The sequence below is a fragment of the Algibacter aquimarinus genome (assembly GCF_039543265.1).
In the GTDB taxonomy this organism is placed as follows: domain Bacteria; phylum Bacteroidota; class Bacteroidia; order Flavobacteriales; family Flavobacteriaceae; genus Algibacter_B; species Algibacter_B aquimarinus.
In genome coordinates this window covers 1-26,185 of record NZ_BAABJK010000002.1, presented here as the reverse complement: position 1 = coordinate 26,185, position 26,185 = coordinate 1, and the positions used below count along the sequence as shown (strand labels likewise).

The window sequence follows — 26,185 nt, the reverse complement described above, 5'->3', positions numbered from 1 at the left end:
TTTACTTCTCCGTGAGACTTTTTGAATCTAAAAGTTTCTTTTTGTCTTTTGCTTCCTGAGGTAAATTTCTTGAGGCTTTAGGTTTAGCGTTTTTATCTTTTTCAGCCTCATCGTCAGCTTTTTTTATTCGCTCTAATAAAGCGTTGTCAAAGAAATCTTCTTGAGGAATATAGTCGTCTAATCCTTTTATAATAGGTAAATTTAAAGGCGGATCACCTTTAAACAAATCTTCTACACTTTTAGGGCGTTCCTCGTCTCTCCAATCGAAACCTTTTAAAATAAGTTCGTTTTTAGGGGCTTTAGATTCCGGATAGGTTTTAGCATCAATTCTGTTGAACCTATTATATTCTTCAATATCACCATTATCAAATAACATAGAAATGCTTCCAGATTTAGCTTTGTCTATACCTGTAAGTTCTTGTTGGTCATTTCTAACATAAAAGATAGATTGCGCATTTTTATCAATATCTACTTTTCGTAATGAGTTTTCATCATTAAACCAACCTGTTAGTTTCATGCCTTTTATTTGGTTGTATCCGTTTTCGCTAATAGTATCCCTACTAATAATAAATGCATTGTTAAAAACGTAAAGAGAATCTAACTTTTCAGTTTCAGGGTTTGATATTAAGTGTATAGTATCACCCGTCATTTGGTTCTCTAAATTCCAAAGTATAGGTTTTCGTTTAGTAGAGAAGGCGTCACCTGGTGAAAAACGATCTACATTAATTAACTTGGTAAGCCCCGTTTTCTGATCTGTATGAATAGAATCTGCCTTAGCACTAATGTCAGATTTATATATTTTGGCATTGTAATACCCCTTTATAATTCTATGCTCGGGTTTTCCGGTAACCGTTAATCTGTCAGCGTGCATGTATATAGAATCGTTTTCTTGTAGCGTAATGGCAAGTGCTCTTTTTGTTATGAATAGCGAATCTTTTTCTTCACTTCTGTAAACTTCGGCATAATGACCTTTTACAATACTGTTGTTAATAGTGTCTGTAACTTTAATATTATTTGTTGCAGATGCGAAATTGGTATTGTTGTCAAAATATAAGCTATCTCCTTCTATAATACGTTCATCATAGTCGATTCTAGCATTTTTAAGTGCGTATCCTACTTTGCTCTCAGTATCGTAAAACCCTTTTTCGCAATAGGTTTTACTTTCCTCTGTTACTATAGTTGACGGACCAAATAAATAAGCATGACCGGTATCTGAATAAAAGTCAAAAAAGTTTGAATTTATAGTAGCTTCTTTATTGACCAAAACAACATCTTCTACAAATTGATACTTTTTAATATTCATGTAGTAACGTCCAATTTTACTTGTAATAGTTCCTGATGAATCTTTAACTACAGTACCGCCTGTTCTATAATAGGCTTCTTGTTTTTCTCTATCAAAATGAAGGGTATCTGATGTAATGGTTGAATTTGGGTCTTTTAAAACAACATCTCCACTTGCGAAAGCTAATTGTGTTTTTCCACTATATTCAATGTATTTTGAAGTCATATTTACAGTATCGCCTTGAATCATTTTAACGTTTCCGTAAGCTTCAATAAATTTGTCTTTGCTATAATGAATGGCTTTGTCGCACCATAAATTCATATTTTTATGAATAATGTGTACTTGCTCTGAATCATCTCGAGTTAAAACCTTAGCTCCAGGATAATTTTCTTCATCAAAAGTTAAAAACCCAGTATACTTAATTTCTATTTGTTTTTTTTCTTGCGCATTAACTTTTGCTAAAGAAAATAAACTGACTAAGATTATGAAAAATATAGATTGTAATCTATTCAAAATATAAAAGCATTTGTCACAAAAATAACGATAATATTAACGTTTAATTATTTGTTAGGTTTTTTTTTATGATTTTGTTTGAAACAAAAAACGCCCCAAAAAATTGGAGCGTTTTAAATATTTAAAATATAAGATTATACCAGTTGTTGTCTAAATATAGTTTGTTTTCTATCTGGCCCAACAGAAACGATAGTAATAGGAATTTCTAATTCTTTTTCTAAAAATTCTATATACTCATTCAGTTCTTTTGGCATTTGTGAACCTTCGGACATTTGAGTTAAATCTTCTTTCCAACCAGAAAGCTCAGTGTAAATTGGTTCTACATTTTCTGGTTCTATGTTATAAGGTAGATGTTCAATAACTTCACCTCTGTATTTGTAAGCTGTACATACTTTAAGCGTTTTAAAACCTGAAAGCACATCTCCTTTCATCATCATTAATTGTGTTACACCATTAACTTGACAAGCATATTTTAGTGCTACTAAATCTAGCCAACCACAACGTCTTGGTCTACCTGTTGTTGCTCCGAATTCGTTACCAACACGCCCCATGGTTTCTCCATCTTCGTCAAATAATTCGGTTGGAAAAGGACCCGAGCCTACGCGGGTGGTGTACGCTTTAAAAATACCAAAAACATCTCCAATTTGACCAGGCGACACGCCTAAGCCAGTACATGCACCTGCAGCGGTTGTGTTACTAGAGGTTACAAAAGGATAAGTACCAAAATCAATATCTAGTAAAGATCCCTGTGCACCTTCTGCTAAAATAGTTTTTCCAGATTTTTGTGCTTGATAAATATATTCTTCAGAGTCTATAAAGGTTAATGATTTTAAAACCTTAACGGCTTTAAAAAACTCTTCTTCTAATTCTTTTAAATCGTATTGAATGTCTACATCATAAAAAGCAATCATAGACTCATGCTTATCAGCAAGAGTTCTGTATTTTTCTTTCCAATCACTTAATTCTAAATCGCCTACACGAATACCATTCCTACCGGTTTTATCCATGTAAGTAGGTCCAATACCTTTTAGTGTAGATCCAATTTTAGCTTTTCCTTTAGAAGCTTCACTAGCAGCGTCAAGTAAACGGTGCGTTGGTAAAATAATATGTGCTTTTCTAGATATTAATAACGATTTTCTGTAGTCTACATCTTGTTCCTCTAACTTATCTAATTCACCTTTAAAAATAACAGGATCAATAACAACACCATTACCTACCAAATTTGTGGCATCATCATGAAAAATCCCAGATGGAATAGTGTGTAAAACATGTTTTCTTCCATTAAAAACAAGTGTGTGTCCTGCATTTGGACCACCTTGAAATCTTGCTATAATGTTGTAATTAGAGGTAAGTACATCAACAATTTTACCTTTGCCTTCGTCTCCCCATTGTAGTCCTAGTAGTAAATCTACTGCCATTGTAAAAAATTAGTTATTTGTGGTTGATTTTCTATTCCCGTAGAAATAGAGTGAGTGGTTATTTATTTCTATATCGAAAACTTCTTCGATAGTTTTTTTTATTGATTGAATTCTTGGATCGCAAAATTCAATAACTTCACCAGTGTCTGTTAAAATAACATGGTCGTGTTGTCTATCAAAATATGATTTTTCGTAATGTGCTTGATTTTGACCAAATTGGTGTTTCCTAACCAAGCCACATTCAAGTAATAATTCTATTGTATTGTAGAGCGTTGCACGAGAAACCCGATACTTTTTGTTTTTCATGTTAAGATATAGTGATTCTATATCGAAATGCTCATTATTATTGTAAATTTCTTGAAGTATGGCGTAACGTTCGGGAGTTTTTCTGTGCCCGTTAGTTTCTAAAAAGTTAGTAAAAACGCTTTTTACTATGTCTTGATTTTTTGTATCTGCCTTTGCATTCATAATTCCGTCGCAAATTTACACTTTTTTTACAGTCTGGTAACCTTATCGATACCATTAATTTTTTTAAGTCTGTTTAAAAGCTTTGTTAAAAGTGTTTTGTTTTTTACTACAACGTTAATTTTTCCAGAAAATAAGCCATCGTCACTATCAAAACTTATGCTTTTCATATTAACGTGCATGTTTTCTGAAATTATTTTAGTTATATCATTTACCAATCCTATATGGTCTATACCTGTTAATATAATTTGGGCGGAAAATTCTTGTTGGGTAGAATCTATCCACTTAGCAGCCATAATTCTATAGGCATAGTTAGATTGTAAACTCAAGGCATTAGGGCAATTTTTTTTATGTACTTTAATGCCTTCTGTAACTGTTAAGAATCCAAAAACACTATCGCCAGGAATAGGATTACAGCAGTTTGATAATTTATAGTCTAATTTTTCTTCTTCTTTACCAAAAACCAGAGAATCAAATTTTGCAGTAACTTCTTCTTTTTCTAAATCTTCTTTTTTAGGAGTTGATTTTCTTGTTATTTTATTTTTTATAAAGCTCATTATTGCGCCGCTTCTACTGGCAGAATAACTCTTTATCATAGCATTATCAATAGTACCTAGACCAACTCTGTAAAATAAATCTAAACTTGTTTTTAATTTAAAATAGGTAACTAATTCGTTAACAGTATCTTCATTTAAAGTGATTTTTAACTGTTTTAGTTTACGTCTTAAAATTTCTTTTCCTTCTTCTCCTATTCGTTTTTTGTCCTCTTTTAACGCCGATTTAATTTTACTTCTAGAACGTGCCGTTGTTGCATAATCTAACCAGTTAGGATTCGGTTTTGCATTTTCTGAAGTTAAAATATCTACTTGGTCTCCGCTTTTAAGTTCATGACTTAAGGGAACCAGTTTTCCATTTACTTTTGCACCTCTAGTTTTCATACCAACTTCTGTATGAATACTAAAGGCAAAATCTAGAGCAGTAGCACCTTTTGGTAGCGATTTTAATTCACCAGTAGGCGTAAACACAAATATTTCTTTAGAGTAAAGGTTGAGTTTAAATTGTTCAACAAAATCTACTGCATTGGTTTCAGGGTTTTCTAAAGCTTCTTGAAGTCTATTAATCCAGCCTTCTAAATTATCTTCTTTTTCGTTATTCTGTTTGTATTTATAATGCGCTGCGTAACCTTTTTCGGCAATTTCGTTCATACGTTCACTTCGTATTTGTACTTCAACCCATCGTCCTTTTGGCCCCATAACCGTAATATGAAGTGCTTCATAACCAGTACCTTTTGGAGAAGAAATCCAATCACGAAGTCTAATAGGGTTTGGTCTAAAATGGTCAGTAACTACAGAGTATATTTTCCAAGCAAGAAATTTTTCGTTTTCAGCATCACATTTATAAATAATACGTACAGCAAATTTATCGTAGACTTCATCAAAGGGAACACCTTGATTTAACATTTTTCTACGAATTGAGAAAATAGATTTTGGCCTTCCTTTTATGGTGTAATCGAGCTTTTCTTTATCTAAAGAGTTTTTTATAACTTCACTGAACTGAGCTATGTAAAGATCCTGTTCTTCTTTGCTTTCTTTTATTTTACTTAAAATATCATTGTAAACATCAGGTTCTGTATATTTCAATCCTAAGTCTTCTAGCTCTGTTTTAATATTGTAAAGTCCAATTCTGTGCGCTAAAGGAGCATAAATATAAAGTGTTTCGGATGCAATTTTTATCTGTTTATCTTCACGCATAGCATCCATGGTTTGCATGTTGTGAAGTCTATCAGCAATTTTAATAATGATAACACGAACATCATCATTAAGAGTGAGAAGCATCTTTCTGAAGTTTTCTGCCTGTAGCGAAACATCCATGTCTTGCTCTTTACTTAAAGACGATATTTTTGTAAGCCCATCAACAATGGTTGCAATGGTTTTACCAAACTTTTTCTCGATGTCTTCTATGTTATAATCAGGGCTGTCTTCAACCACGTCATGAAGCAATGCGGAAGCAATGGAAGTAGCATCTAAGCCAATTTCTTGAGCTACAATTTTTGCAACAGCTAGGGGATGGAATATGTAGGCCTCTCCAGATTTTCTTCGTTGGTCTTTATGTCCATCTAAAGCAACTTCAAAGGCACTACGTATAAGCTTTTTGTCATCTTTTGTTAATGTAGTGTAACTAACTTTTAATAACTCCTTGTAGGCTTTTGTTATGGCTGCATTTTCTATTTCTATGGCTTCTACTGTCATAAATTAAAAGTAGCATAAAGAAAGTAAACCACCAACCTTAATTTTGGTTTTTTAATGCAAAAATTTTAAAATTTTAAGTGTTTAAAAAAGTAATAAGTTTTGAGATTGCTTTACCTCGGTGTCCAATACTATTTTTTGTTGCTAAATCCATTTCAGCAAAAGTAATATTGTATTCTTTTGGTTTAAAAATTGGGTCGTATCCAAAACCTTTTTCACCATGTTTTTCAGTTGTAATTTCGCCTTTGCAAATACCGGTAAAGGTCTCTAATCTCCCATTGAGATGTAGTGCTATAACAGTTTTAAATTGAGCCGATCGGTCACTTTTATTTTTTAATTCTTTAAGTAATTTGTTCATATTATCATTAGAGTCTCGTTTTTCTCCAGAATACCTTGCAGAATAAACTCCAGGAGCTCCATTCAATGCGCTAACCTCTAAACCAGTATCATCAGCAAAGCAATCATAGCCATAGTGTTTTTTTATATATTGTGCTTTTTGTATCGCATTCCCTTCAATGGTTTCTTGTGTTTCTGGAATGTCTTCAAAACAATCAATATCTTTTAAGCTCAGTAATACTATTTGTTGAGGTATTAAGGCTTGAACTTCTTTAAGTTTGTTTTTATTATTTGTTGCAAATACTAGTTTATACATGTTTTGAAATTTGCTAGAAACTTTATTACGTTTTTTTTAGTTAGCTTTATGAGATACAAATAATATTAAATTTAACTAGATATGAAAAAAATATTTGTAATTGTAACATTATTAATGTTCTACACAGTAAGTTTTTACGGTCAAACTTTAAGGCAGACTGCTAATAAAACAAAATATGAAAACATATTTTATAAAACAACTAGTACAAATTACACCTCATTTAATGTTGAAAAAATAGTGTATATAACAAGCCATATTGGGTCAAAATCTGAACATAAATATCAGATTGCATTTTATGGCAGACTAAAAGGAGAAAAAAAACAATTAGTTTACAATGGAAAATCTACTGACGAGCTTCAGTATTTCAAAGAAGTTTTTGAAGGTAGATATAAAAGGGTAAATTTATTTGAAAGTAATTACAAAGTTGGAGGTAAAAATTATTTTAATACATCTATTGAAGTAGAATATTAAAACTTCTAAGGTTTTTTATGCCTCTATCAGCCAAATAATACCTACAATACAAAACAAAAATCATGAAAAAACTATTTTTACTTTTAATTACGATTTCACTTTTTTGCTGTAAAAACAATGAAACTAAAGTTGATTATTTAGGTGTTGTAAATTTAGAGGTAACTGGCAAAAAAACTGCCATATCTGAATTTGAAAAAGGGTTGTTACTACTTCATAGTTTTGAGTATCAAGATGCAAGAGAAGCTTTTTTAAAGGCTCAAGAAAAGGATCCAAATATGGCTATGGCGTATTGGGGAGAAGCTATGACGTATAATCATAGTTTATGGAGGAGCCAAGAATTTGATGATGGTTTTTCAGCCATCGAAAACGCAAAAATAATTCAGGAAAGAACTAGTTTAAATGCTATTGAAAAAGGCTTATTAAATGCTGCTGAAATATTATACAAACCAAAAACTTCAAAAAAAGAACGCGATAAAAATTACATGAACTATATGAAGCAGCTTTACAATAAGTATCCTAATAACCATGAAATAGCTGCATTTTATTCACTGTCCTTACTAGGTTCTGTTTCAGAAGGTAGAAATGATTCTATTTATGGTTTAGGAGCAAATATTGCAAATAAAATTTTAAAAGATAATGCTAAACACCCAGGAGCTTTACATTACTTGATTCACTCTTATGATGACCCAGATCATGCTTATTTAGCTTTAGATGTGGCAGACTCTTATGCTAAAGTTGCTCCAGATGCAAGTCATGCATTACACATGCCATCTCATATTTATGTGGCTTTGGGTATGTGGGATAAGGTTATAGCTTCAAATATCGATTCTTATGAGGCAAGTATTCATAGAATGGAAGCTAAAGAATTAGGTAATGATGCCCGTGGCTACCATGCATTTCATTGGTTAGAATATGGTTACCTTCAAAAAGGTGAAATTGAAGCTGCTGAAAAAATGGTATTTGATATGCAAAACTATTGTGAAGAAAATCCATCAGGCAGAGCTAGAGTTCATTTAATGTTTTTGAAAGGTACATTTTTAGCAGAAACAAATCTTTGGGAAAGCCCGATAGCAAATATCAAGGTTGATGTATCTAATTTAAATATTGGTGTTCGATCTCAAAACTACTTTATAGATGGTATGTTAGCTTACAAGAGTAATAATGAATCTTCATTAGATAATATTATTGATAAAATGACAACTGAGATAAATAAAGAAACTGTTTTAGTAGAAAATATAAAAAGCGGCTTTACAGTATGTTCATCTGCATCTAGGCAAACGCCAACACAATCCGACATTAGAAATGCTACGGTTATGAAAACCCAATTAATGGCATTAAGAGCTTGGATGAGTAACGATTTAGAAGAAGCTGAAAAACTATTCAAATCATCTGTTGCAATTAAAAATGAGGCAAGTTATAACTACGGGCCACCATTCATTCAAAAGCCAACAGAGGAATTGTATGCGGAATTTTTAATTGGTCAGAATAGACCTAAAGAAGCCATGGATTTATACGAGCAATCATTAAAAAAAGGAACAAAGCGATTAGCTGCACTAAAAGGAATGAAAAAGGCAGCCTCTCTATTGGGAGATAACAAACTTATAGAAGAAGTAGACATGCAACTAAGCCAAATTTGAAGTTATATGATTCAATTTAATTCACCTTTATCAGCGTTTTTGCATTGGGAAAAAGTAATACCCAACAGAGTTTTTTTAAAACAACCTATTGAGGGTAAAACTATAACTTACACTTTTGAAGAAGCAGGAATAGAGGCTAGAAAAATTGCTTCGGCTATAAAAGGATTTGAATTGCCTAATCATAGCCATATTGCATTATTGTCAAAAAATTGTGCACATTGGATATTATCAGATTTAGCTATCATGATGTCTGGTCACGTGTCAATTCCAATATATCCTACGCTTACAGCAGATGCTATCAAACAAATTTTAGAACACAGCGAGTCTAAATTAATCATCATTGGAAAATTAGATAATTATGAATCTCAAAAAACAGGTATACCAGATATTCCGAAAATTAGTGCAGATTTATACGGGGAAACTGAAGGTAGTTTATGGACAGAAATCGTTTTAAAAAACGAACCATTAAGTGCTATTTATGTTCCGCAGCTTAATGATTTACATACCATTATATACACATCAGGTACAACAGGAGTACCTAAAGGAGTTATGCATACTGTTGGGAATTTTACAGCTAGTGTTGGTATAATTTACAGAGGTTTAAAATTGAAAGAGCAATCACGGTTTTTTTCATATTTACCATTAGCTCATATTGCTGAAAGAGTTGGTATAGAAAACTATGCATTGGTTTTGGGAGCAGAAATTTCATTTGCAGAGAGTTTAGATACTTTTGCTCAAGATCTTGAAGCTTGCCAACCTCAATTATTTTTTGCTGTACCAAGAATTTGGGCTAAGTTTCAAGAGAAAATATTAGAAAAAGTTCCACAGAAAAAGCTAAGCGTTTTATTAAGCATTCCGTTTTTAAATACCATAATTAAGAATAAATTAAAAAAGAAATTAGGATTAAGGTTTTCAGAAGTTGTAGTTTCTGGAGCAGCTCCATTATCAACAAGCTTGATGCAATGGTTTGAAAAAATTGATGTTACAATTTTTCAAGTTTATGGTATGACGGAAGATTGCGTTATATCTCATTGCAATAGGCCCGGTATAATTAATAAAATTGGTACCGTTGGCAAAAAATTAGAAAGCGTATATGTTAAATTGTCTCCTGAGGGAGAGATTTTAATAAAAAATGACTGTTTAATGACAGGGTATTTTAAAGCACCTGAGATAACCGCAGAAGTTTTTGAAAATGGATATTTTAAAACCGGAGATATTGGTGAGTACGACCATGAAGGCTATTTAAGTATTACAGGTCGAGTTAAAGATCAGTTCAAAACAGATAAAGGTAAATATATAGCGCCAACACCTATAGAATTACAAATGTCTACCAATACCAATATAGAACAAATATGTATAGTTGGCACTGGAATTCCGCAACCAATAGCTTTAATAACAGTAGGTGAAAACGGAAAATCAAAATCCAAAACAGAACTTTCTGATAGCTTGTTAGCAACGGTTAACGAAATTAATCCTACTCTCGAAAAGCATGAAAAAATAGAGAAAGTTATTATTATGAAGGAAGATTGGACTGTTGATAATGGTTTAACCACACCAACTTTAAAAGTTAAAAGAAATGCTATTGAGAAAATTCACCAACCGTATTACAAAGCTTGGTTTAAGATGAGCGAAAAAATTATTTTTGAATAAATTTTTGCAAACCTTATTTTAATAAAAAAATTATAAATATTTTATGACTTTTGTCTTGTTAAGTTATTCTAAAAACCAGTAAATTAGTATAAATATAAAAGTTTAAATATGACAGTAAATATTCAATATGTTGGAGTAGATGTAAGTGAAACATTATCCACTTTCACGGAAGAAAAATTAGAAAAATTATTTGAAAAATATGAATTTTTGATAAAAGCCATGGTGCATTTTAAACAAGATGGTAAAGACCATGATGCTGGTAAAATTTGTAATATAGAGTTAAGCTTACCAGGACCTAGAATTTTTGCAACCTCTAATGAGCATAATTTTGAGGTATCTGTACGTGAGACAATTAGCGACTTAGAGCGTCAATTAAAAAAGCGCAAACAAGTTTTTAAAACACATTAATTATCATCTATGATGATATGGTTCATTTTTTAAAATAGTAAAGCCTCTGTAAAGCTGTTCTATAAAAAATAAGCGAATCATTTGATGGGAAAATGTCATTTTAGATAATGATATTTTCCCATTTGCTTTGTTATAAATATCTTCAGAAAAACCATAAGGTCCGCCAATAACAAAAACCAATTGTTTAATGCCAGAATTCATATGTTTTTGAAGATATTGAGAAAAACCAACAGAATCCAATTGTTTACCATTTTCATCTAATAAAACTAAAATGTCAGTAGGATTTAGTTTCTTTAGTATAAGTTCGCCTTCCTTTTGTTTCTGCTGTTCTTCACTTAAATTTTTAGAATTTTTTACATCCGGTATAATCTCTAAAGAAAACTTAATATAAAAACCTAAGCGTTTTTTATAATCATCAATTAAGGCAGATAAATTTTTATTATCAGTTTTTCCTATGGCTAGAAGTTTAATGGTCATAAAAGCAAAATTAATATATCCTATTTATGAATAATGCATTTAAATAAGAAAAAAATATAAAATTCATAAATCTAAAATTTAATAAAGTAAATCTATTTCTTATTTTTGCTTGACAAACTAACAAAAATTATGATTACACAGGAGCAGTTTGATACTGAAGTTAAGATGATAATATCTAATGCTATTAGAGAAGATGTTGGAGATGGAGACCATAGTTCTTTGGCTTGTATTCCAGAAAATGCTAGAGGTAAAGCTAAGCTTTTAGTAAAAGATAAAGGTGTTATTGGTGGTGTAAATTTCGCAAAAAAAGTATTTGCTTACGTAGACAAAAGATTAAAATTAGATGTACTTATTGAAGATGGAACAGAAGTTACCTATGGCGATATTGTTATGTATGTTGAAGGGCCGTCTCAATCTATCTTAAAAGCAGAGCGTACCGTTTTAAATGCTATGCAACGTATGAGTGCTATTGCTACTAAAACTAGAATGTTTGTTAATTTAATTGAAGGTACAAAAACCAGAATTTTAGACACACGAAAAACAACACCTGGAATTCGTGTTTTAGAAAAATGGGCTGTTAAAATTGGTGGTGGTGAAAATCATAGGTTCGCTTTATACGATATGATTATGTTGAAAGATAATCATATAGATTTTGCAGGTGGAATAACGAAAGCTATAGATACAACTAAAGAATATTTGAGAGAAACTGGTAAAAACTTAGATATTATGGTTGAAGCCAGAGATTTAATTGAAGTTGAAGAGATTTTAAAAAGCGAAGGTGTTTATAGAATTTTGTTAGATAATTTTGATTATGAAGACACTAGAAAAGCTGTCGAATTAATTGGAAATAAATGTCTTACAGAATCGTCAGGTAATATTAATGAGACCACTATAAGGCATTATGCAGAATGTGGTGTAAATTATATTTCTTGTGGGGCTTTAACGCATTCTGTTCATAATATGGACTTGAGTCTAAAAGCAGTTAAGTAATAATTAACTACACAAATTTAACAACCATAAATTTAATAACTTTGCAGTAAATCTTAAATGCAAAGTATTAATGTCCAAATCTCTTGAAGACAAACTAGATAAAATTCCTATTATAAATATTCTAGTTAGGCTTTTTAAAGGAATAAAGCTACCAGGTCTTGAAGGATTATCGTTTTACGATTTATTAGAATTATACATTACAGGTATTGTTAGAGGGGCTTTAACCACTAGGGCTAGTGCAATTGCATTTAGTTTTTTTATGGCTATTTTTCCTTTTTTATTATTTGTTTTGATAGTTATTCCCGAGATACCTATAGATAACTTTCAAAAAGAATTCATGGATTTTTTAGAGTCCTTTTTGCCACCAAGTACGTCTGATTTTTTCTTTCAAAATATTTTTGAGAATATAGAAAACTCACAAAGAGGTGGGTTATTATCATCTGTTTTTGTTTTATCTATAGCTTTAATGGCAAATGGTGTAAATGCTGTTTTTTCGGGCTTTGAAAACTCATATCATGAACAGCTTACTAGAAATGCAATCAGGCAGTATTTGTATGCTTTAGGAATAGCACTAATATTAGCTTTTTTACTTATTATAACTATAGCCGTTTTGGGTTACTTCCAAATATATATAGTTGAAGGTTTATTGGATGCTCTGCAAAATAGAGGTTATGAAATTGAATCGAATAGTGTCATTTGGACAGATGTTGTAAAGTATATATTTTTTGTTATTATGGTGTATTTGGCAACCGCAACGTTGTATTATTTTGGCACAAAAGAAGGTAGAGATTCTAAATTCTTTTCTATAGGAGCATTGTTTACAACATTACTAATTATACTTACTTCATTTTTATTTGGTATTTATATTGAAAATTTTGGTCAATACAATAAACTATATGGTTCTATAGGCGCACTTTTAATCTTGATGTTTTATTTGTGGTTAAATTCAAATATTTTATTGTTGGGTTACGAATTAAATGCATCTTTGAATAATCTTCGTAAAAGGTGTTAGTTTATGCAATACTTTATAGATGTTATTATTCCCATTCCGCTTCAAAAACTGTTTACATATAGTATTACCGCTTCTGAATCTGGTTTTTTAAAAGTTGGTATGCGCGTTGCTGTACCATTTGGGAAATCAAAAATATATACTGGGATAGTTTACAAGATTCATGAAAATGCACCAACAGTTTATGAAGCTAAGGATATTCAACAAATACTAGATGATAGCCCACTTGTAAATGAAATTCAATTACAACTTTGGCAATGGATAGCTGGTTATTATATGTGTACTTTGGGTGATGTGATGCGAGCTGCTTTACCAAGTGCTTTTATTTTAGAAAGCGAAACAGTAATTACTAAAAACATAGTTGAGAATTTTGATGAATCTATTTTAAAAGATGATGAGTTTCTAGTTTTTGAAGCTTTACATCATCAATCAACTCTTAAAATTCATGATATTTCTAACATTCTGGATAAAAAAAATGTACTTCCTGTAATAAAAAGACTTATTGAAAAAGAAGCAATTTCAGTAGAGGAAGAGGTGTATGAAAAATACAAACCAAAATTAGTACGTTATGTGAAATTACATGCTAAGTATTCTTCAGAAGAAAGTCTATCAAAATTGTTGAGTGATTTACAAAGAGCGCAAAAACAAAGACAAATAGTGATGACATTATTTATGTTATCATCTAAAACTAAAAAGCCTGTAAAAGTTAAAGACTTAGTAAATGAAAGTGCTGCATCTTCAGCCATTATAAAAACATTAATAGATAAAGGAATTCTTGAAGAATATCATATTCAAACCGATAGAGTGGTGTATTCTGGCAGTGAAGAAACAGAAGCTACCAAGCTTTTAAACGAATATCAAAAAACAGCTTTAAGTGAAATAAAAACATCTTTTAAAAAACAAAATGTTACTTTATTGCATGGTGTAACTTCTTCAGGAAAAACAGAGGTTTACGTTAAGTTGATTGAGGATGTTTTAAAAGATGGCAAGCAAGTATTGTACTTACTTCCAGAAATTGCTTTAACGGCTCAATTAATTACAAGACTTCAAAATTATTTTGGAGAGCAGGTATCTATTTTTCATTCAAAATATTCAACTCACGAACGTGTTGAGGTTTGGAATAATGTTTTGCATAATTCTGCCAAAGCAAAAATAGTTTTGGGGGCCAGATCTTCTATATTTTTACCCTTTAGTGATTTAGGATTAATAATTGTTGATGAAGAACACGAACAGTCTTTTAAACAATTTGATCCTGCACCACGCTACCATGCTCGTGATACTGCAGTAGTATTAGCTAATATGCATCAAGCAAAAATCCTTTTAGGGTCGGCAACTCCAAGTTTAGAGAGTTATTTTAATGCGAAACAAAATAAATATGGTTTTGTTGAAATAACTAGGCGATATAATAATGTTTTGATGCCAGATATTGAATTGGTAGATATTAAAGATAAGTTGAAAAAGAAACGTATGAAAGGTCACTTTAGCGATAGGCTTATTGAAGAAATGACTGAAACGCTTAAGGCTGGACATCAAATTATCTTATTTCAAAATCGTCGTGGATTTTCGCCAATTGTTGAATGTAAAACTTGCGGACATTCGCCTCAATGCCCCAACTGTGATGTGAGTTTAACTTATCATCAATATCGTAATCAATTACGTTGTCATTATTGCGGGTATAATGCAGCTATGATGCAAGATTGTCAAGCTTGTGGAAGTCAAGATTTAGACAATAAAGGCTTTGGTACAGAGCAGATAGAAGAAGAGGTTAAGTTGTTATTTCCAGACAATAAAGTAGCTCGTATGGATTTAGATACAACACGTGGGAAATATGGTTACGAAAAAATAATCACTGCATTAGAACAGCAGGAAATTGATATTTTGGTTGGTACACAAATGCTAACTAAAGGTTTGGATTTTAGAAATGTAAAACTTGTTGGTATTATGAACGCTGATAATATGTTAAACTTTCCAGATTTTAGAGCACACGAGCGTAGTTATCAACTTATGCAGCAAGTATCTGGTAGGGCAGGGCGTACGGAAGAACGTGGTAAAGTATTAATCCAAACGTATAATCCGCATCATAATATTTTGCAACAAGTATCTACTAATAATTACGTAGATATGTTTATTGAGCAAATGAACGAGCGGTTTAATTTTAAGTATCCACCTGTTTTTAAGCAGATAAAAATTACATTAAAGCACAAAGATTATATTAGAGTAGAAACCGCATCCATTTGGTATGCTAAATCGTTAAGGCAGATTTTTAAAGACAATGTATTAGGTCCAGAATCGCCACCAATAGCTAGAATTAGGAATCAGTTTCATAAAAATATCTTGGTTAAAATACCTAAACAACAATCGTTAGTAAAAACGAAAGAAGCTATTATTAAAATTAATAATAGCTTCCAGAGTATAAAAGATTTTCGGTCGGTTAAAGTAATTTTAAATGTCGATAACTTTTAATTTTTTGGGTTGGTTTTAAATATTGTTTAAAGCGTCAACCAGTTGCGTCTTTTTATTTCTACTTAAAGGAATTTCATAAGCACCAACTTCAACATTTTTACTGTTAAACCTATCAATTTTGTCAAGATTTACAATATAAGATTTGTGAATTCTTAAAAACTTACCTTCAGGTAATTCTGCTTCAAAAGATTTCATAGTAGATAATACTACTAAGCTATTTTCTTCTGTAACAAGTTTTACATAATCACCAAGGGCTTCAATCCACTTAATGTCTTTAATGTAAACTTTACGTTTTTTAAGATTGCTCTTTACAAATATATGTTCGCCTTCTTCTTCATTAAAGTCTAAAGTCAACTTATGTTGCTCTAAAGCTTTATCTACAGAGGTGTTAAAACGTTCTCTTGTAATGGGTTTGTGTAAGTAATCGGTAGCATCATAATTAAATGCTTTAAAAGCATACTCAGTTTTACCGGTTACAAAGATAATTTGGGGTTTGTTGTTTAATACGTCTAAAAGTTCAAATCCATTTAACACTGGCATTTCAATATCCAGGAAGATGAGATCAACTTGATGCGTATTTAAACCATTTTTAGTTTCTAAAGCACTACTGTACTCTGCTATTAAGTTTAGAGATGGGTGATTCTCGACTAACTTAACAATAGAGAGACGTTGTATTGCTGAATCGTCTACTACTACACAGTTTAAAGTCATAACATTTTATATTATTTCGGTTAAGATATCGACAATAGTACAAAAAATTCGGCTAAAAACCAAAAATCATCGGTAAAGTGTTCATTTTAACATTTTTTTAACACTTTTTATCCTCTTTAATTTAGGGTTGTAATTAGTTGTGAAATATATAGAATTTATTTATTTTTGCAGCCAATTTTTAACAATAAAATAGATTTTTATGAATCATTATGAAACTGTTTTCATCTTAAATCCCGTTTTATCTGAAGATCAGATAAAGGAAACAGTAAAGAAATACGAAGATTTTCTTGTTTCTAACGGCGCTAAGATGATAGCAAAAGAAGATTGGGGGCTTAAAAAGTTAGCTTACCCAATACAAAACAAGAAAAGTGGCTTTTATCACTTATTTGAGTACACCGTACCTGGTGAAGTAATTAACCCATTAGAAGTTGAGTTTAGACGTGATGAGCGTTTTATGCGTTATTTAACAGTAGCGTTAGATAAGCACGCTATTTCTTGGGCAGAGAGAAGAAGAGATAAACTTAAACAAAAAGCTTAATTATGTCATCAATAGAACAACAATCAAAAGGAAAAAAAGACGGTGAAATTAGATATTTAACACCGCTTAATATTGATACAAACAAGACAAAGAAATATTGTATGTTTCAAAAGTCTGGAATTAAGTATGTTGATTACAAAGATCCAGATTTCTTAATGCGTTTTATAAACGAGCAAGGTAAAATTTTACCACGTCGTTTAACAGGAACCTCATTAAAGTATCAAAGAAAAGTGGCTGTTGCTGTAAAAAGAGCACGTCACTTAGCGTTAATGCCTTACGTAGGAGATTTATTAAAATAAAATACCGATAACAATGGAACTTATATTAAAACAAGACGTTGAAAACTTAGGATTTAAAGACGATGTTGTAACAGTTAAGAACGGTTATGGTAGAAACTTTTTAATTCCTCAAGGACAAGCTGTTTTAGCAACAGTATCTGCTAAGAAAGTTTTAGCAGAAAATTTAAAGCAACGTGCTTTTAAAGAAAAGAAAATAGTTGATGATGCTAACACAACAGCTGAAGCAATTAAAGCTCTAGAAATTAAAATACCTGCAAAAGTTGGAACAGGAGACAAATTATTTGGATCTGTAAACAACATTGATGTTGCAGCTGCTTTAGAAAAAGAAGGACAATCAATAGATAAAAAATTCATAACAGTTACAACTGTTAAGCGTTTAGGTAAATATACTGCAGTAGTACGTTTACATAGAGAAGTATCTGTAGATTTAGAATTTGAAGTTATTGCGCAAGCATAAACTTTAAAGAAAATATATTGAAAGCCTCAACCTAGTTGAGGCTTTTTTTGTAAAATTTTTAAAACTAAATTTTATTTCATGAAGTATAGTAGACTTACTAAAGAACAGTTTGAAGAATTACATCAAGAATTTATTAACTTTTTGGCAACACAATCGATTACACATGACGAGTGGACAAACCTTAAAGTAAATAAACCAGAGTTAGCTGAAACAGAATTAGATGTGTTTAGCGATTTAATTTGGGAAGGCGCTTTAAATAAAGCAGAATATTTAGAGCATTTTGCGCCACAGCACATGTATTTGTTTCATTTAGGAGAAGAAAAAATGCATGCCATAGTTGTTAATTTGAAGAATGACGTAGATATAACAACTACTGAAGGTTATAATTGGTTACGTGAAAATTTAATGGATGATAATGTTGAATTTTTACAAGCAGATAAGGATTATACCGAGGACAAAAATTTAGATAAATTTAGAATGATTGAGCAAGGAGCTGTAATTACAAAAGGAGATTTATATAAGTATTTTAATAACATTATAAATTAATATTGTTACAAAGTAAACCCACAATCTGTTTTAAAATTAAAACTATTATTTTTGTTATTCAATAAAATGACTGAACAAGTTTAAAATATACCACACAATAAATAAATGGCTCAAAAACCATCAACTCCAAAAGGAACACGAGATTTTAACCCAGAACAAGTAGCTAAGCGAAACTATATTTTTAATACTATTCGCGGTGCTTTTGATAAATTTGGATTCCAGCCTATTGAAACGCCAAGTTTTGAAAACTCTGATACGTTGATGGGTAAATATGGTGATGAAGGGGATAGACTGATTTTTAAAATTTTAAATTCTGGAGATTTTTTGTCAAAAGCCAATCAGCAAGCTTATCTAGAGAAAGATTCAAATAAGTTAACACCTTCAATTTCAGAAAAAGCCCTTCGTTACGATTTAACGGTACCATTTGCTCGCTACGTCGTACAACACCAAAACGAGATTGAATTCCCTTTTAAACGTTACCAAATACAACCTGTTTGGCGTGCAGATAGACCACAGAAAGGTCGTTTTAGAGAGTTTTACCAGTGTGATGCAGATGTTGTTGGAAGTAAATCGCTTTGGCAAGAGGTAGAGTTTATTCAATTATATGATACCGTTTTTTCAGCTTTAAAACTAGAAGGCGTTACTATTAAAATTAATAATAGAAAAATACTTTCTGGAATTGCTGAGGTTATTGGTGCCTCTGATAAATTAATCGATTTTACTGTTGCACTTGATAAATTAGATAAAATAGGTGAGGAGAAGGTCAAGGCTGAAATGCTTTCTAAAGGTATTTCAAATGAAGGTATTTCAAAGTTACAACCTTTGTTTTCTTTGTCTGGTTCGTTTGAATCTCAAATTGAAAGTTTAAAAAATATTTTATCATCTTCTGAAGAAGGACAAAAAGGTATTGAAGAATTAGCTTTTATAGATAAAGCCATTAATGAGTTAGGCTTATCTAGTGCAAAATTGCAATTAGATGTTACGTTAGCACGAGGACTAAATTATTATACTGGTGCTATTTTTGAAGTTTCAGCTCCAGAGCATGTAAAAATGGGTTCTATCGGCGGCGGTGGACGTTACGACGACTTAACCGGTATTTTTGGGATGAAAAATATGAGTGGTGTTGGTATTAGTTTTGGTTTAGACCGTATTTATTTGGTTATAGAAGAATTAGGTTTGTTTCCAGAAACAGTTAATAAAAACATAGATGTACTATTTATAAACTTTGGCGATAAAGAGGCTTTGTTCAGTTTAAAAGCCATTAAAGAATTACGTTCTCAAGGTGTAAATGCTGAATTATATCCAGACAATGCTAAAATGAAAAAGCAAATGAATCATGCAAATAATAGAAATATTCCATTTGTAGTTATTGTTGGAAATGATGAAATGACATCCAATACTTATGCTCTTAAAAACATGATTACTGGTGAGCAAGAAAAAGTACCATTAGAAACTTTAGTTTTAAAAACAAAGAAGTCCTGAAGGTCAGTTCAGGACTTGTAAAAGGCATACACAAGAATTTTTCATTTTAAAGTGACTAACATCAAATAATTATTCCACCAATACCTTTTTAGAAGTTTCACCAAATTCGGTTTTAATTTTAATAATATACGTACCTGTTTTTATTTGGTCTGCTCTATATTCTAAATGATTTTCTGTAGTATCTATTTTTAAGTTAAATAGAGATTGCCCAAGAATATTAATCATTTCAACAGATTCTATAAGGTTCGAATTTGGGTTATTAATTATAATTTTATTTTTTTCATTCGAATAATAAGCTTCAATAGGATTGTCATAAACTTCATTTACACCTAAAACTTGTGTTTTAGAGAAGGTTATTTCAAATCTATTTAAATAGTTTCCAGCACTTAAAAACACACTATAATCACTTTGTTTTAAATCGCTGTAGCTATCAAGTTCTTTATCATGAATATATATGTTTAAATTATCGTCTGCATTTTTAATGTCATCAATAGTAATAGTATTTACTCCATTGTTTTTTACATGAATTCCTAATGGTATTATGGTAGATTCATTAATTGCATTTATACCTTGAACTAAATATTTTTTGCTATCAATCATCCAATACATATCATCAATTTGGGTATCAATATATGGTGCATCGTAGCCCCAATCATAATCTAATGAGGCATTTTCATCAACTGTAATTAATAGTTGCCTTCGTATTGTATTTACCGAATTAAAACCAATTCTAATTTTTGTTCTATTATCTGAAACCTCCAGTTTATTATTTGAATTTTTACCAGATTTACTATTACTAGATTTTGCAAAAACAGAATTAATACCGTCTTCAATTTGAAAAACACGCTGACTGTTATTGAAGTTTATTGTGCCACCATTTTCAGCAGTTACAAAAAATCCTTGAGCAACTGGTATATAGCGTCCAGGTGTTTTTGTAGGTATTCCACCAGTTCCCACATCAGGGTCGTTAGTACCCATCGCTGCTGCTGGTACACCCCCAGAAAGTGTGTAAGTGGCATAACCGCCTTGGTAGTCTGCTAAATTATGCGAACCGCCTCCCCAATGTTCCCAGAAATATAGTGTTCCGTTTATATTTGGTCCAACATCGGTTCCGGAAATTGTAGGGCCGTTATCGGTAATAAATTTATGAGCATCAATAGCTGAAGGGTAAGGGTTGCCAACCAAATAATCGTTGCCTGCACTAATAGTTAAACTAATGTCTCCGTTGTTAGGTTTGCCTTCTAAAACATAATTTTGAGGTGAGGCTATAGAGCCGGTTCCCGGACCTTTCATGGTAAAGCCTTCTCCAACTAGCATAGTGCCTGTACTTCTTACATGCTGCCATTTAGAATAATCGTCACTTTGCTGGTTGCTAAATTTCCAAATCCAATAATCAGCAATGGCAACAGGAGATGATGTACCGTTATAGCCAGAGGTTAAAAAGTTTACATTTGTAAATATATTTGATAGCGTATAATTATTATTGTTTGTTGAGTTATTGGCTTGCCCTACGGGAGATGACCAGTAATTGTAAGTATACGTATCAGCAGTTCCTTGTTGATCTTTTTCTAATGTTCCAGAACTATTAGGCTCTAAGCTACTTTCTATGTTTTGTATTAATTGAGATTCGCCTTCTAAATCAATTTTTCCATCTAGTTTAAAATACCATGAGTTTGATAAACCAGAGTCTCCGCTTACAACTAATTCGCTTCCGCTATCTATTATTAAACCAACTGTAGATATATCGCTATTCACATCTAGATTTCCTCTTAAATGAACGATAGCAGATTCTGGAATCGTACTGCTAATATCCCATACATTTCCATTAACCCAATTATTAGGGTCATACCAACTACCATTACAAGATATATTTGTTATATAAGGTAAAGGTGCTGTTTGCGTGTCAATAAATTTGGTGTTATATATTCTCGCCCCACTACCAACGTCAATACTTGCAGTAGTTAAGTCGTCTATAATATCATCTTTATAAATGTCTAACCTATAATAACGAATGAGGTTAGCCCAATTTAAAGGGGATGAAGTTTGCGTGCCAGAGTCGTAATGTGTTATATCTTTAGGTAAATAACTACCTCGAACAACACCTGAATTGTCTTCTATTTCTTGATGAATAATCTTGTGTAATTCGTTGTTTGATAGTGCTTTATTAAAAACTCTAACTTCATCTATATAGCCTTTAAAATATTTATTATTTGAGTCTGGTTGTCTTCCAATTGAAAAACTAGATGTATCTGAATTGAATGCACCTGAACTTACAGATGAATTTTCAACTTCGGTTCCATTTATATAGAGTTTGAATTCTCCGTTTATACAATCGCAGCTATATGTTGCTGCAACGTGTATCCATTTATTTGTTGCTAAAGCTGTTGAGTGATTTAAACTATAACCATCGGCATAAGATGTAATAGTTTTATCTGAGTTTAGTTGAATATAAAATTCGTTTTGTCCAATAATTATCTGGTCGCCGGAAGCCGAAGGGTCAATTTTTATCCACGCCATAATAGAGGCTTCATTCCATTGATCAATTACCGTAGCTTCATCAGCGTAATCATTTCTTCCATCAAAATATAAATTAAGTTTTCTATTTAAATCTCTTGGAGACCCGAAAACATTATCATCGGTATCAAACAGATTTACAATTCCATCACCTTCAGTGTCTGTTGTATCATCTATTATTCCATCATTATTTGCATCTAAGGAAGCATATAATGTGTGTGAAATATCGAATGTTGATCCATCTGATGTTACATCCATATAGTCTGGAGTACCATCATTATCCGTATCTGCAACATAATATTCCCAACCAGACCCTGTAGAACCTTGGTTAGAATTTCCATATGCAGTGGCCATTGTGGTACCATTAAAAAAGTCGTATAAATCTAAAATACCATCTGTGTAATACTCTAGAGTACCATCAGAATTAATATCTGTCTCTCTAACGGTATCTGTATCCGTACCGTCACCTACACCATCTCCTGTAATATCACCATCTCCATTTTGGTAGTTTGGATCAGCCGAATTTGTAGCTCCAGATTCGTCTACATCAAAAATAGTATCGTTATCACTATCTAAGTCTAAATAGTTTGGAACGCTATCTCCATCTGAATTTAAAACGGTATGACCTTCAGCAGAATCATGCATTCCGTTTGCATTGGCATCTACCCAACTTCCAACGCCAGTAAGCGTTGCTTTTCCTTCGCTGTAGCTTCCTAACCCAGCTTCAACAACATCGGGTATACCGTCGTTGTCTGAATCTAAATCAAAGACATCAGCAACACCATCACTATCGCTATCACAAAGTGTTTGAGATATCACAATATCATCTATGGCTAAATCGTTACCACCTCCACCAACTTCATTATTTATAAAGTAAACATAAAATTCACTAACATTAAAGGTTAAACTTGCCGAGAATTGGTGCCAGCTATTTGCTGGATCTCCATTAATAGAAGGCGGAATATCTCCGGTTGTTATTGATGCTAAAACGTTGTTATTAACATCTCTAAATTCTACTAAAATATCTGGTCTAAGTCTAGTAGCAATTCCAGGAGCTGTGGTTGTGTCTAGATTTAAAACCCAAAAACTATAGGTAATAGGTACGTTTGGTAATGAGCCTATTATAGTTGCTGTGTAAAAAGTTCCAGGGTCGTAAGAGGCATTAAACATAGCCATTCTACCGTTAGTATCTCCAGAAGTATGATCTTCTCCTGTGTACCAATAATCATCTGCCCAAGAGGCTACTTCAGCATTTGGAGTATCATCTATTCCGTCACCGTCTGCCGCTTTGTAATAAACGGTATACTCACCATCGTTAAGGTCGTCTCTATGTAAATCTGGACAATTTGTAGTACTTGTGCCATTTGTACCATCTTCGTAACAATACGTTGTAATGGCATCGTAGGTTGTGTTAATAGTTGTTCTATTGCCAACTCCAAAAGTTTCATTTAAAAATTTATAGTTTGTTGTTGTGGCAGTTAATGATGTTTTACATGCCAGTTCTTCTTGAGAATCTGAAATACCATCATTATCATCATCTATATCAGCGTTATCTAGAATACCATCCCCATCACTATCGAAAAAATTTTGTTCTGCTCTTGCGCTAATGTCAAATTGAAACGAAGCTTCATCGGTATCATTATTAGTGATTGTTACGGTGGTCGTTTTTGTACCTAGCGTTACCGAATTAAATTGAATAGTAAACGTTGTTGAGCCTATTGATGGTAAAACAGGAGATGTATAAAATGGTGCGACTATAGAAAAATCGATAGCATTAGATAAAGCTATATTTGAAACAGTTAAGTTTGCACCACCTTTGTTGTATATGGTATAAGTTCTGGTTACAATAGTTCCTGCATTGGCTGTACCAAAATCTGTATAATCAGAATTTATGGGTGTAATATCTCCATTCAATATTGAAATATTATTCCCTGTTATGTCTATTTCTGGAGCTGATACTTTTATTAAAACATCATCAAAATAATTATATTCGCCATTATCACTAGCAGTACCTGTAAATCTAAATTGAGCGTTACTAACTAAACCGGCATTTACTGTGGCGTAAAATTCATATTTAACATTATTTGATGTAAAGTCTGACCCTAATACGTAGGTCTTGAGAGTGTTCCAGCTTATTCCATCAAAATATTGTAGTGAAAAACCTTCTCCAGAGTCTATATTTCTTCCAATGTATGAAAATGAGATATCTACTGAACTATAAGACGATAAATCTAAAATAGGAGATGTGGTTAAGTTTTCGACAGTATCGTCATCTCTAGAGTAAATGGATTGAAGACCACTAGCCGAATAAATAGTAATTGTATTTAGGCCAGAGTCTGAACCACCATCTGTCCAACCTTGCAAACCACTTTCAAAATCATATGATGCAATAGTTTGTGATTGAGCGTTAAAAACGACAATAACGCTAAGCATAAGTACAGCAAACCAGTAATGGTTAGTTAACGTTCTCATAAGTAGGTATTTAGTTTGGGACTAAATATTAATTTGGTTACTTAATTTATGCTGCTAATATATGTATAAATTTTATATTTATACGATTAAAAGCAAAAAAATACGATAAAATGCAATTTTTTATATTTTTAAAAAAGAGAAAATAAAAAAGTCCAGATAAATATTTATCTGGACTTTTAAGTATATTAATTTAATTTTTGTTAGTTACTTTTTACAAATCGTTTAGTTATTCTCTCAGTTCCATCATTTACTTCTATGAAATAAACTCCAGCTTGTAAGTCATTAACTAATACTTCTTTAGTCGTATTTCCAGTTTTAACAATTTTACCAAGAGTGCTTATTATTCTATAAGATACTTTATTATCTATTCCATTAGATAATTTAATATTTAAAACATCTCCTTTAACAGGGTTTGGATATAGAGTAAGTTCATTTTTAGAAATTTCAATTTCAGGAACACTCAGTACTTTACTAGTTTCAGATGGGTTTGTAGCTTTTGCTGCAGCTCCGCTACTTCCAAATCCAGTAATTACTACTTGGTCTATGAAAATCTGGTCATTGTTTCCTGATGCATCACATTGTAATCTAAACCTAGCATTATTAGATAAGTTATATTGAGAACTATTTAATAATACTGTAAAATTACCAAACGCATTATTGTTAAAGTCTGTACCTCTAGCCCAAGTCGCAATAGTTACGAAACCAGAGCCATCGTCATATTGTAACCAAAAATCTTCGCCTACTTCCATGCTATTAGAGAAGAAAAAGAAATCAAACTCTACCTCGTTGAATGTTGATAAATTAAATGTTGGTGAAGTCATTGAAGAAGCTACTCCAGAATTATCACGAATTCTGATAGAAAAGTTTCCTTCAAATGATCGCGCTGCATCAGCTCTTCTATCACAATCAGATCCGCCATCAATCCATCCATCTAAGCCTGTTTCAAAGTAACCTTCGTGAATAATAACATCAGTTGGAATACTTATTACATTCACTGTTCTGGTAACTTGTGCCGCAGCATTACCAGCCGCATCGCTTACGTTATAGGTTACTATGTATGTTCCCGCAGTGTTAGTTTCAACCACATCACCACCAATAATAATGTTTGCAGTAATATCGCCATCTAAATTATCAGATGCAGTTGCTCCAGCCTCAGAATAGCTATCACCGACATTTAAGTCGATTGATGCGTTTCCTATTAATGTAATAACCGGCGCAGTAGTATCCGGAATGACGTTAACTGTTCTGGTAACTTGTGCCNAACAATGTTTGCAGTAATATCTCCGTCTTTATTATCAGATGCAGTTGCTCCAGCTTCGGTATAGCTATCACCAACATTTAAGTCGATTGATGCATTTCCTATTAATGTAATAACAGGCGCAGTAGTATCAGGAATGACGTTAACTGTTCTGGTAATTTGTGCAGCAGCATTCCCAGCAGCATCACTTACGTTATATGTTATTACATATGTTCCTGCAGTGTTAG

The 26,185-nt window shown here is 32.0% G+C and carries 22 protein-coding genes; 12 read left to right on the top strand and 10 right to left on the bottom strand.

Annotation, left to right across the window (positions count from 1 at the left end; all coding sequences use genetic code 11):
• Position 1: 1 nt before the first annotated feature.
• From ABD939_RS00135 to ABD939_RS00115, 5 genes are all read right to left on the bottom strand, one after another.
• A complete protein-coding gene (locus ABD939_RS00135; protein ID WP_345162913.1) occupies positions 2-1,795 on the bottom strand; it encodes an OstA-like protein in 1,794 nt (597 codons plus the stop codon).
• 134 nt (positions 1,796-1,929) lie between these two features.
• Positions 1,930-3,213, bottom strand: coding sequence for an adenylosuccinate synthase (locus ABD939_RS00130; RefSeq protein WP_345162910.1), 1,284 nt, complete (start codon positions 3,211-3,213; stop codon positions 1,930-1,932).
• 9 nt (positions 3,214-3,222) lie between these two features.
• Positions 3,223-3,681, bottom strand: a complete 459-nt coding sequence (locus ABD939_RS00125; protein WP_345162907.1) for a Fur family transcriptional regulator — start codon at positions 3,679-3,681, stop codon at positions 3,223-3,225.
• Positions 3,682-3,707: 26 nt separating this feature from the next.
• Entirely contained in the window at positions 3,708-5,927 is a 2,220-nt protein-coding gene (locus ABD939_RS00120) for a RelA/SpoT family protein (RefSeq protein ID WP_345162904.1), read from the bottom strand.
• Positions 5,928-6,000: 73 nt separating this feature from the next.
• Positions 6,001-6,576 (bottom strand): non-canonical purine NTP diphosphatase, encoded by a 576-nt coding sequence (locus tag ABD939_RS00115; RefSeq protein WP_345162901.1) that lies wholly within the window; start codon positions 6,574-6,576, stop codon positions 6,001-6,003.
• Positions 6,577-6,657: 81 nt separating this feature from the next.
• On the opposite strand from ABD939_RS00115, the gene ABD939_RS00110 reads away from it, so the two are divergent.
• The 4 genes from ABD939_RS00110 (at position 6,658) to hpf (ending at position 10,742) form a co-directional block, all read left to right on the top strand.
• Complete coding sequence (locus ABD939_RS00110) at positions 6,658-7,047, top strand: hypothetical protein (RefSeq protein WP_345162898.1); 390 nt, start codon at positions 6,658-6,660, stop codon at positions 7,045-7,047.
• Between the two features lie 62 nt (positions 7,048-7,109).
• Entirely contained in the window at positions 7,110-8,684 is a 1,575-nt protein-coding gene (locus tag ABD939_RS00105; RefSeq protein ID WP_345162895.1) for a tetratricopeptide repeat protein, read from the top strand.
• Between the two features lie 6 nt (positions 8,685-8,690).
• Entirely contained in the window at positions 8,691-10,334 is a 1,644-nt protein-coding gene (locus ABD939_RS00100; protein WP_345162893.1) for an AMP-binding protein, read from the top strand.
• A 108-nt stretch (positions 10,335-10,442) separates the two neighbouring features.
• Positions 10,443-10,742, top strand: coding sequence for a ribosome hibernation-promoting factor, HPF/YfiA family (hpf, locus tag ABD939_RS00095; protein ID WP_345162890.1), 300 nt, complete (start codon positions 10,443-10,445; stop codon positions 10,740-10,742).
• Positions 10,743-10,745: 3 nt separating this feature from the next.
• On the opposite strand, the gene rlmH is transcribed toward hpf, so the two are convergent.
• The gene (gene rlmH, locus ABD939_RS00090) at positions 10,746-11,219 is read right to left on the bottom strand and encodes a 23S rRNA (pseudouridine(1915)-N(3))-methyltransferase RlmH (protein ID WP_345162887.1); all 474 of its coding nucleotides are present in this window, start codon (positions 11,217-11,219) and stop codon (positions 10,746-10,748) included.
• Positions 11,220-11,348: 129 nt separating this feature from the next.
• Here rlmH and nadC point away from each other — a divergent pair, with 129 nt between their 5' ends.
• From nadC to priA, 3 genes are all read left to right on the top strand, one after another.
• A complete protein-coding gene (nadC, locus tag ABD939_RS00085) occupies positions 11,349-12,209 on the top strand; it encodes a carboxylating nicotinate-nucleotide diphosphorylase (RefSeq protein WP_345162885.1) in 861 nt (286 codons plus the stop codon).
• Positions 12,210-12,279: 70 nt separating this feature from the next.
• The gene (locus ABD939_RS00080) at positions 12,280-13,221 is read left to right on the top strand and encodes a YihY/virulence factor BrkB family protein (RefSeq protein ID WP_345162881.1); all 942 of its coding nucleotides are present in this window, start codon (positions 12,280-12,282) and stop codon (positions 13,219-13,221) included.
• 3 nt (positions 13,222-13,224) lie between these two features.
• Positions 13,225-15,681 carry a replication restart helicase PriA gene (gene priA, locus ABD939_RS00075; RefSeq protein ID WP_345162879.1) on the top strand — a complete coding sequence of 819 codons (2,457 nt, stop codon included), beginning with the start codon at positions 13,225-13,227 and terminating at the stop codon, positions 15,679-15,681.
• Between the two features lie 15 nt (positions 15,682-15,696).
• On the opposite strand, the gene ABD939_RS00070 is transcribed toward priA, so the two are convergent.
• Entirely contained in the window at positions 15,697-16,392 is a 696-nt protein-coding gene (locus ABD939_RS00070; protein ID WP_345162876.1) for a LytR/AlgR family response regulator transcription factor, read from the bottom strand.
• Positions 16,393-16,591: 199 nt separating this feature from the next.
• Here ABD939_RS00070 and rpsF point away from each other — a divergent pair, with 199 nt between their 5' ends.
• From rpsF to hisS, 5 genes are all read left to right on the top strand, one after another.
• The gene (gene rpsF / locus ABD939_RS00065; protein WP_345162873.1) at positions 16,592-16,930 is read left to right on the top strand and encodes a 30S ribosomal protein S6; all 339 of its coding nucleotides are present in this window, start codon (positions 16,592-16,594) and stop codon (positions 16,928-16,930) included.
• Positions 16,930-17,229, top strand: a complete 300-nt coding sequence (rpsR, locus tag ABD939_RS00060) for a 30S ribosomal protein S18 (protein ID WP_172625923.1) — start codon at positions 16,930-16,932, stop codon at positions 17,227-17,229. Before rpsF ends, rpsR begins: the two co-directional genes overlap by 1 nt.
• A 13-nt stretch (positions 17,230-17,242) precedes the next feature.
• Positions 17,243-17,686, top strand: coding sequence for a 50S ribosomal protein L9 (rplI, locus tag ABD939_RS00055; protein WP_345162870.1), 444 nt, complete (start codon positions 17,243-17,245; stop codon positions 17,684-17,686).
• A gap of 78 nt (positions 17,687-17,764) precedes the next feature.
• The gene (locus ABD939_RS00050; protein WP_345162867.1) at positions 17,765-18,232 is read left to right on the top strand and encodes a DUF6495 family protein; all 468 of its coding nucleotides are present in this window, start codon (positions 17,765-17,767) and stop codon (positions 18,230-18,232) included.
• 105 nt (positions 18,233-18,337) lie between these two features.
• A complete protein-coding gene (gene hisS, locus ABD939_RS00045) occupies positions 18,338-19,714 on the top strand; it encodes a histidine--tRNA ligase (RefSeq protein ID WP_345162864.1) in 1,377 nt (458 codons plus the stop codon).
• Positions 19,715-19,783: 69 nt separating this feature from the next.
• Here the strand turns inward: hisS and ABD939_RS00040 are convergent, their stop codons facing one another.
• From ABD939_RS00040 to ABD939_RS00030, 3 genes are all read right to left on the bottom strand, one after another.
• Positions 19,784-24,700, bottom strand: a complete 4,917-nt coding sequence (locus ABD939_RS00040; protein WP_345162862.1) for a LamG-like jellyroll fold domain-containing protein — start codon at positions 24,698-24,700, stop codon at positions 19,784-19,786.
• 200 nt (positions 24,701-24,900) lie between these two features.
• Positions 24,901-25,884 (bottom strand): immunoglobulin-like domain-containing protein, encoded by a 984-nt coding sequence (locus ABD939_RS00035; RefSeq protein WP_345164043.1) that lies wholly within the window; start codon positions 25,882-25,884, stop codon positions 24,901-24,903.
• 14 nt (positions 25,885-25,898) lie between these two features.
• Positions 25,899-26,162 carry an immunoglobulin-like domain-containing protein gene (locus ABD939_RS00030; RefSeq protein ID WP_425550271.1) on the bottom strand — a complete coding sequence of 88 codons (264 nt, stop codon included), beginning with the start codon at positions 26,160-26,162 and terminating at the stop codon, positions 25,899-25,901.
• Positions 26,163-26,185: the final 23 nt, after the last annotated feature.

What these genes read in the sequence shown, in the direction of transcription:
- rpsF (WP_345162873.1), top strand. Translation starts at nt 16,592, where the DNA reads ATGAATCATTATGAAACTGTTTTCATCTTAAATCCCGTTTTATCTGAA.
- ABD939_RS00100 (WP_345162893.1), top strand. Translation starts at nt 8,691, where the DNA reads ATGATTCAATTTAATTCACCTTTATCAGCGTTTTTGCATTGGGAAAAA.
- rplI (WP_345162870.1), top strand. Translation starts at nt 17,243, where the DNA reads ATGGAACTTATATTAAAACAAGACGTTGAAAACTTAGGATTTAAAGAC.
- ABD939_RS00120 (WP_345162904.1), bottom strand. Translation starts at nt 5,927, where the DNA reads ATGACAGTAGAAGCCATAGAAATAGAAAATGCAGCCATAACAAAAGCC.
- ABD939_RS00070 (WP_345162876.1), bottom strand. Translation starts at nt 16,392, where the DNA reads ATGACTTTAAACTGTGTAGTAGTAGACGATTCAGCAATACAACGTCTC.
- ABD939_RS00040 (WP_345162862.1), bottom strand. Translation starts at nt 24,700, where the DNA reads ATGAGAACGTTAACTAACCATTACTGGTTTGCTGTACTTATGCTTAGC.
- ABD939_RS00110 (WP_345162898.1), top strand. Translation starts at nt 6,658, where the DNA reads ATGAAAAAAATATTTGTAATTGTAACATTATTAATGTTCTACACAGTA.
- hpf (WP_345162890.1), top strand. Translation starts at nt 10,443, where the DNA reads ATGACAGTAAATATTCAATATGTTGGAGTAGATGTAAGTGAAACATTA.
- rlmH (WP_345162887.1), bottom strand. Translation starts at nt 11,219, where the DNA reads ATGACCATTAAACTTCTAGCCATAGGAAAAACTGATAATAAAAATTTA.
- ABD939_RS00050 (WP_345162867.1), top strand. Translation starts at nt 17,765, where the DNA reads ATGAAGTATAGTAGACTTACTAAAGAACAGTTTGAAGAATTACATCAA.
- nadC (WP_345162885.1), top strand. Translation starts at nt 11,349, where the DNA reads ATGATTACACAGGAGCAGTTTGATACTGAAGTTAAGATGATAATATCT.
- ABD939_RS00125 (WP_345162907.1), bottom strand. Translation starts at nt 3,681, where the DNA reads ATGAATGCAAAGGCAGATACAAAAAATCAAGACATAGTAAAAAGCGTT.
- ABD939_RS00115 (WP_345162901.1), bottom strand. Translation starts at nt 6,576, where the DNA reads ATGTATAAACTAGTATTTGCAACAAATAATAAAAACAAACTTAAAGAA.
- priA (WP_345162879.1), top strand. Translation starts at nt 13,225, where the DNA reads ATGCAATACTTTATAGATGTTATTATTCCCATTCCGCTTCAAAAACTG.
- ABD939_RS00080 (WP_345162881.1), top strand. Translation starts at nt 12,280, where the DNA reads ATGTCCAAATCTCTTGAAGACAAACTAGATAAAATTCCTATTATAAAT.
- hisS (WP_345162864.1), top strand. Translation starts at nt 18,338, where the DNA reads ATGGCTCAAAAACCATCAACTCCAAAAGGAACACGAGATTTTAACCCA.
- ABD939_RS00105 (WP_345162895.1), top strand. Translation starts at nt 7,110, where the DNA reads ATGAAAAAACTATTTTTACTTTTAATTACGATTTCACTTTTTTGCTGT.
- ABD939_RS00130 (WP_345162910.1), bottom strand. Translation starts at nt 3,213, where the DNA reads ATGGCAGTAGATTTACTACTAGGACTACAATGGGGAGACGAAGGCAAA.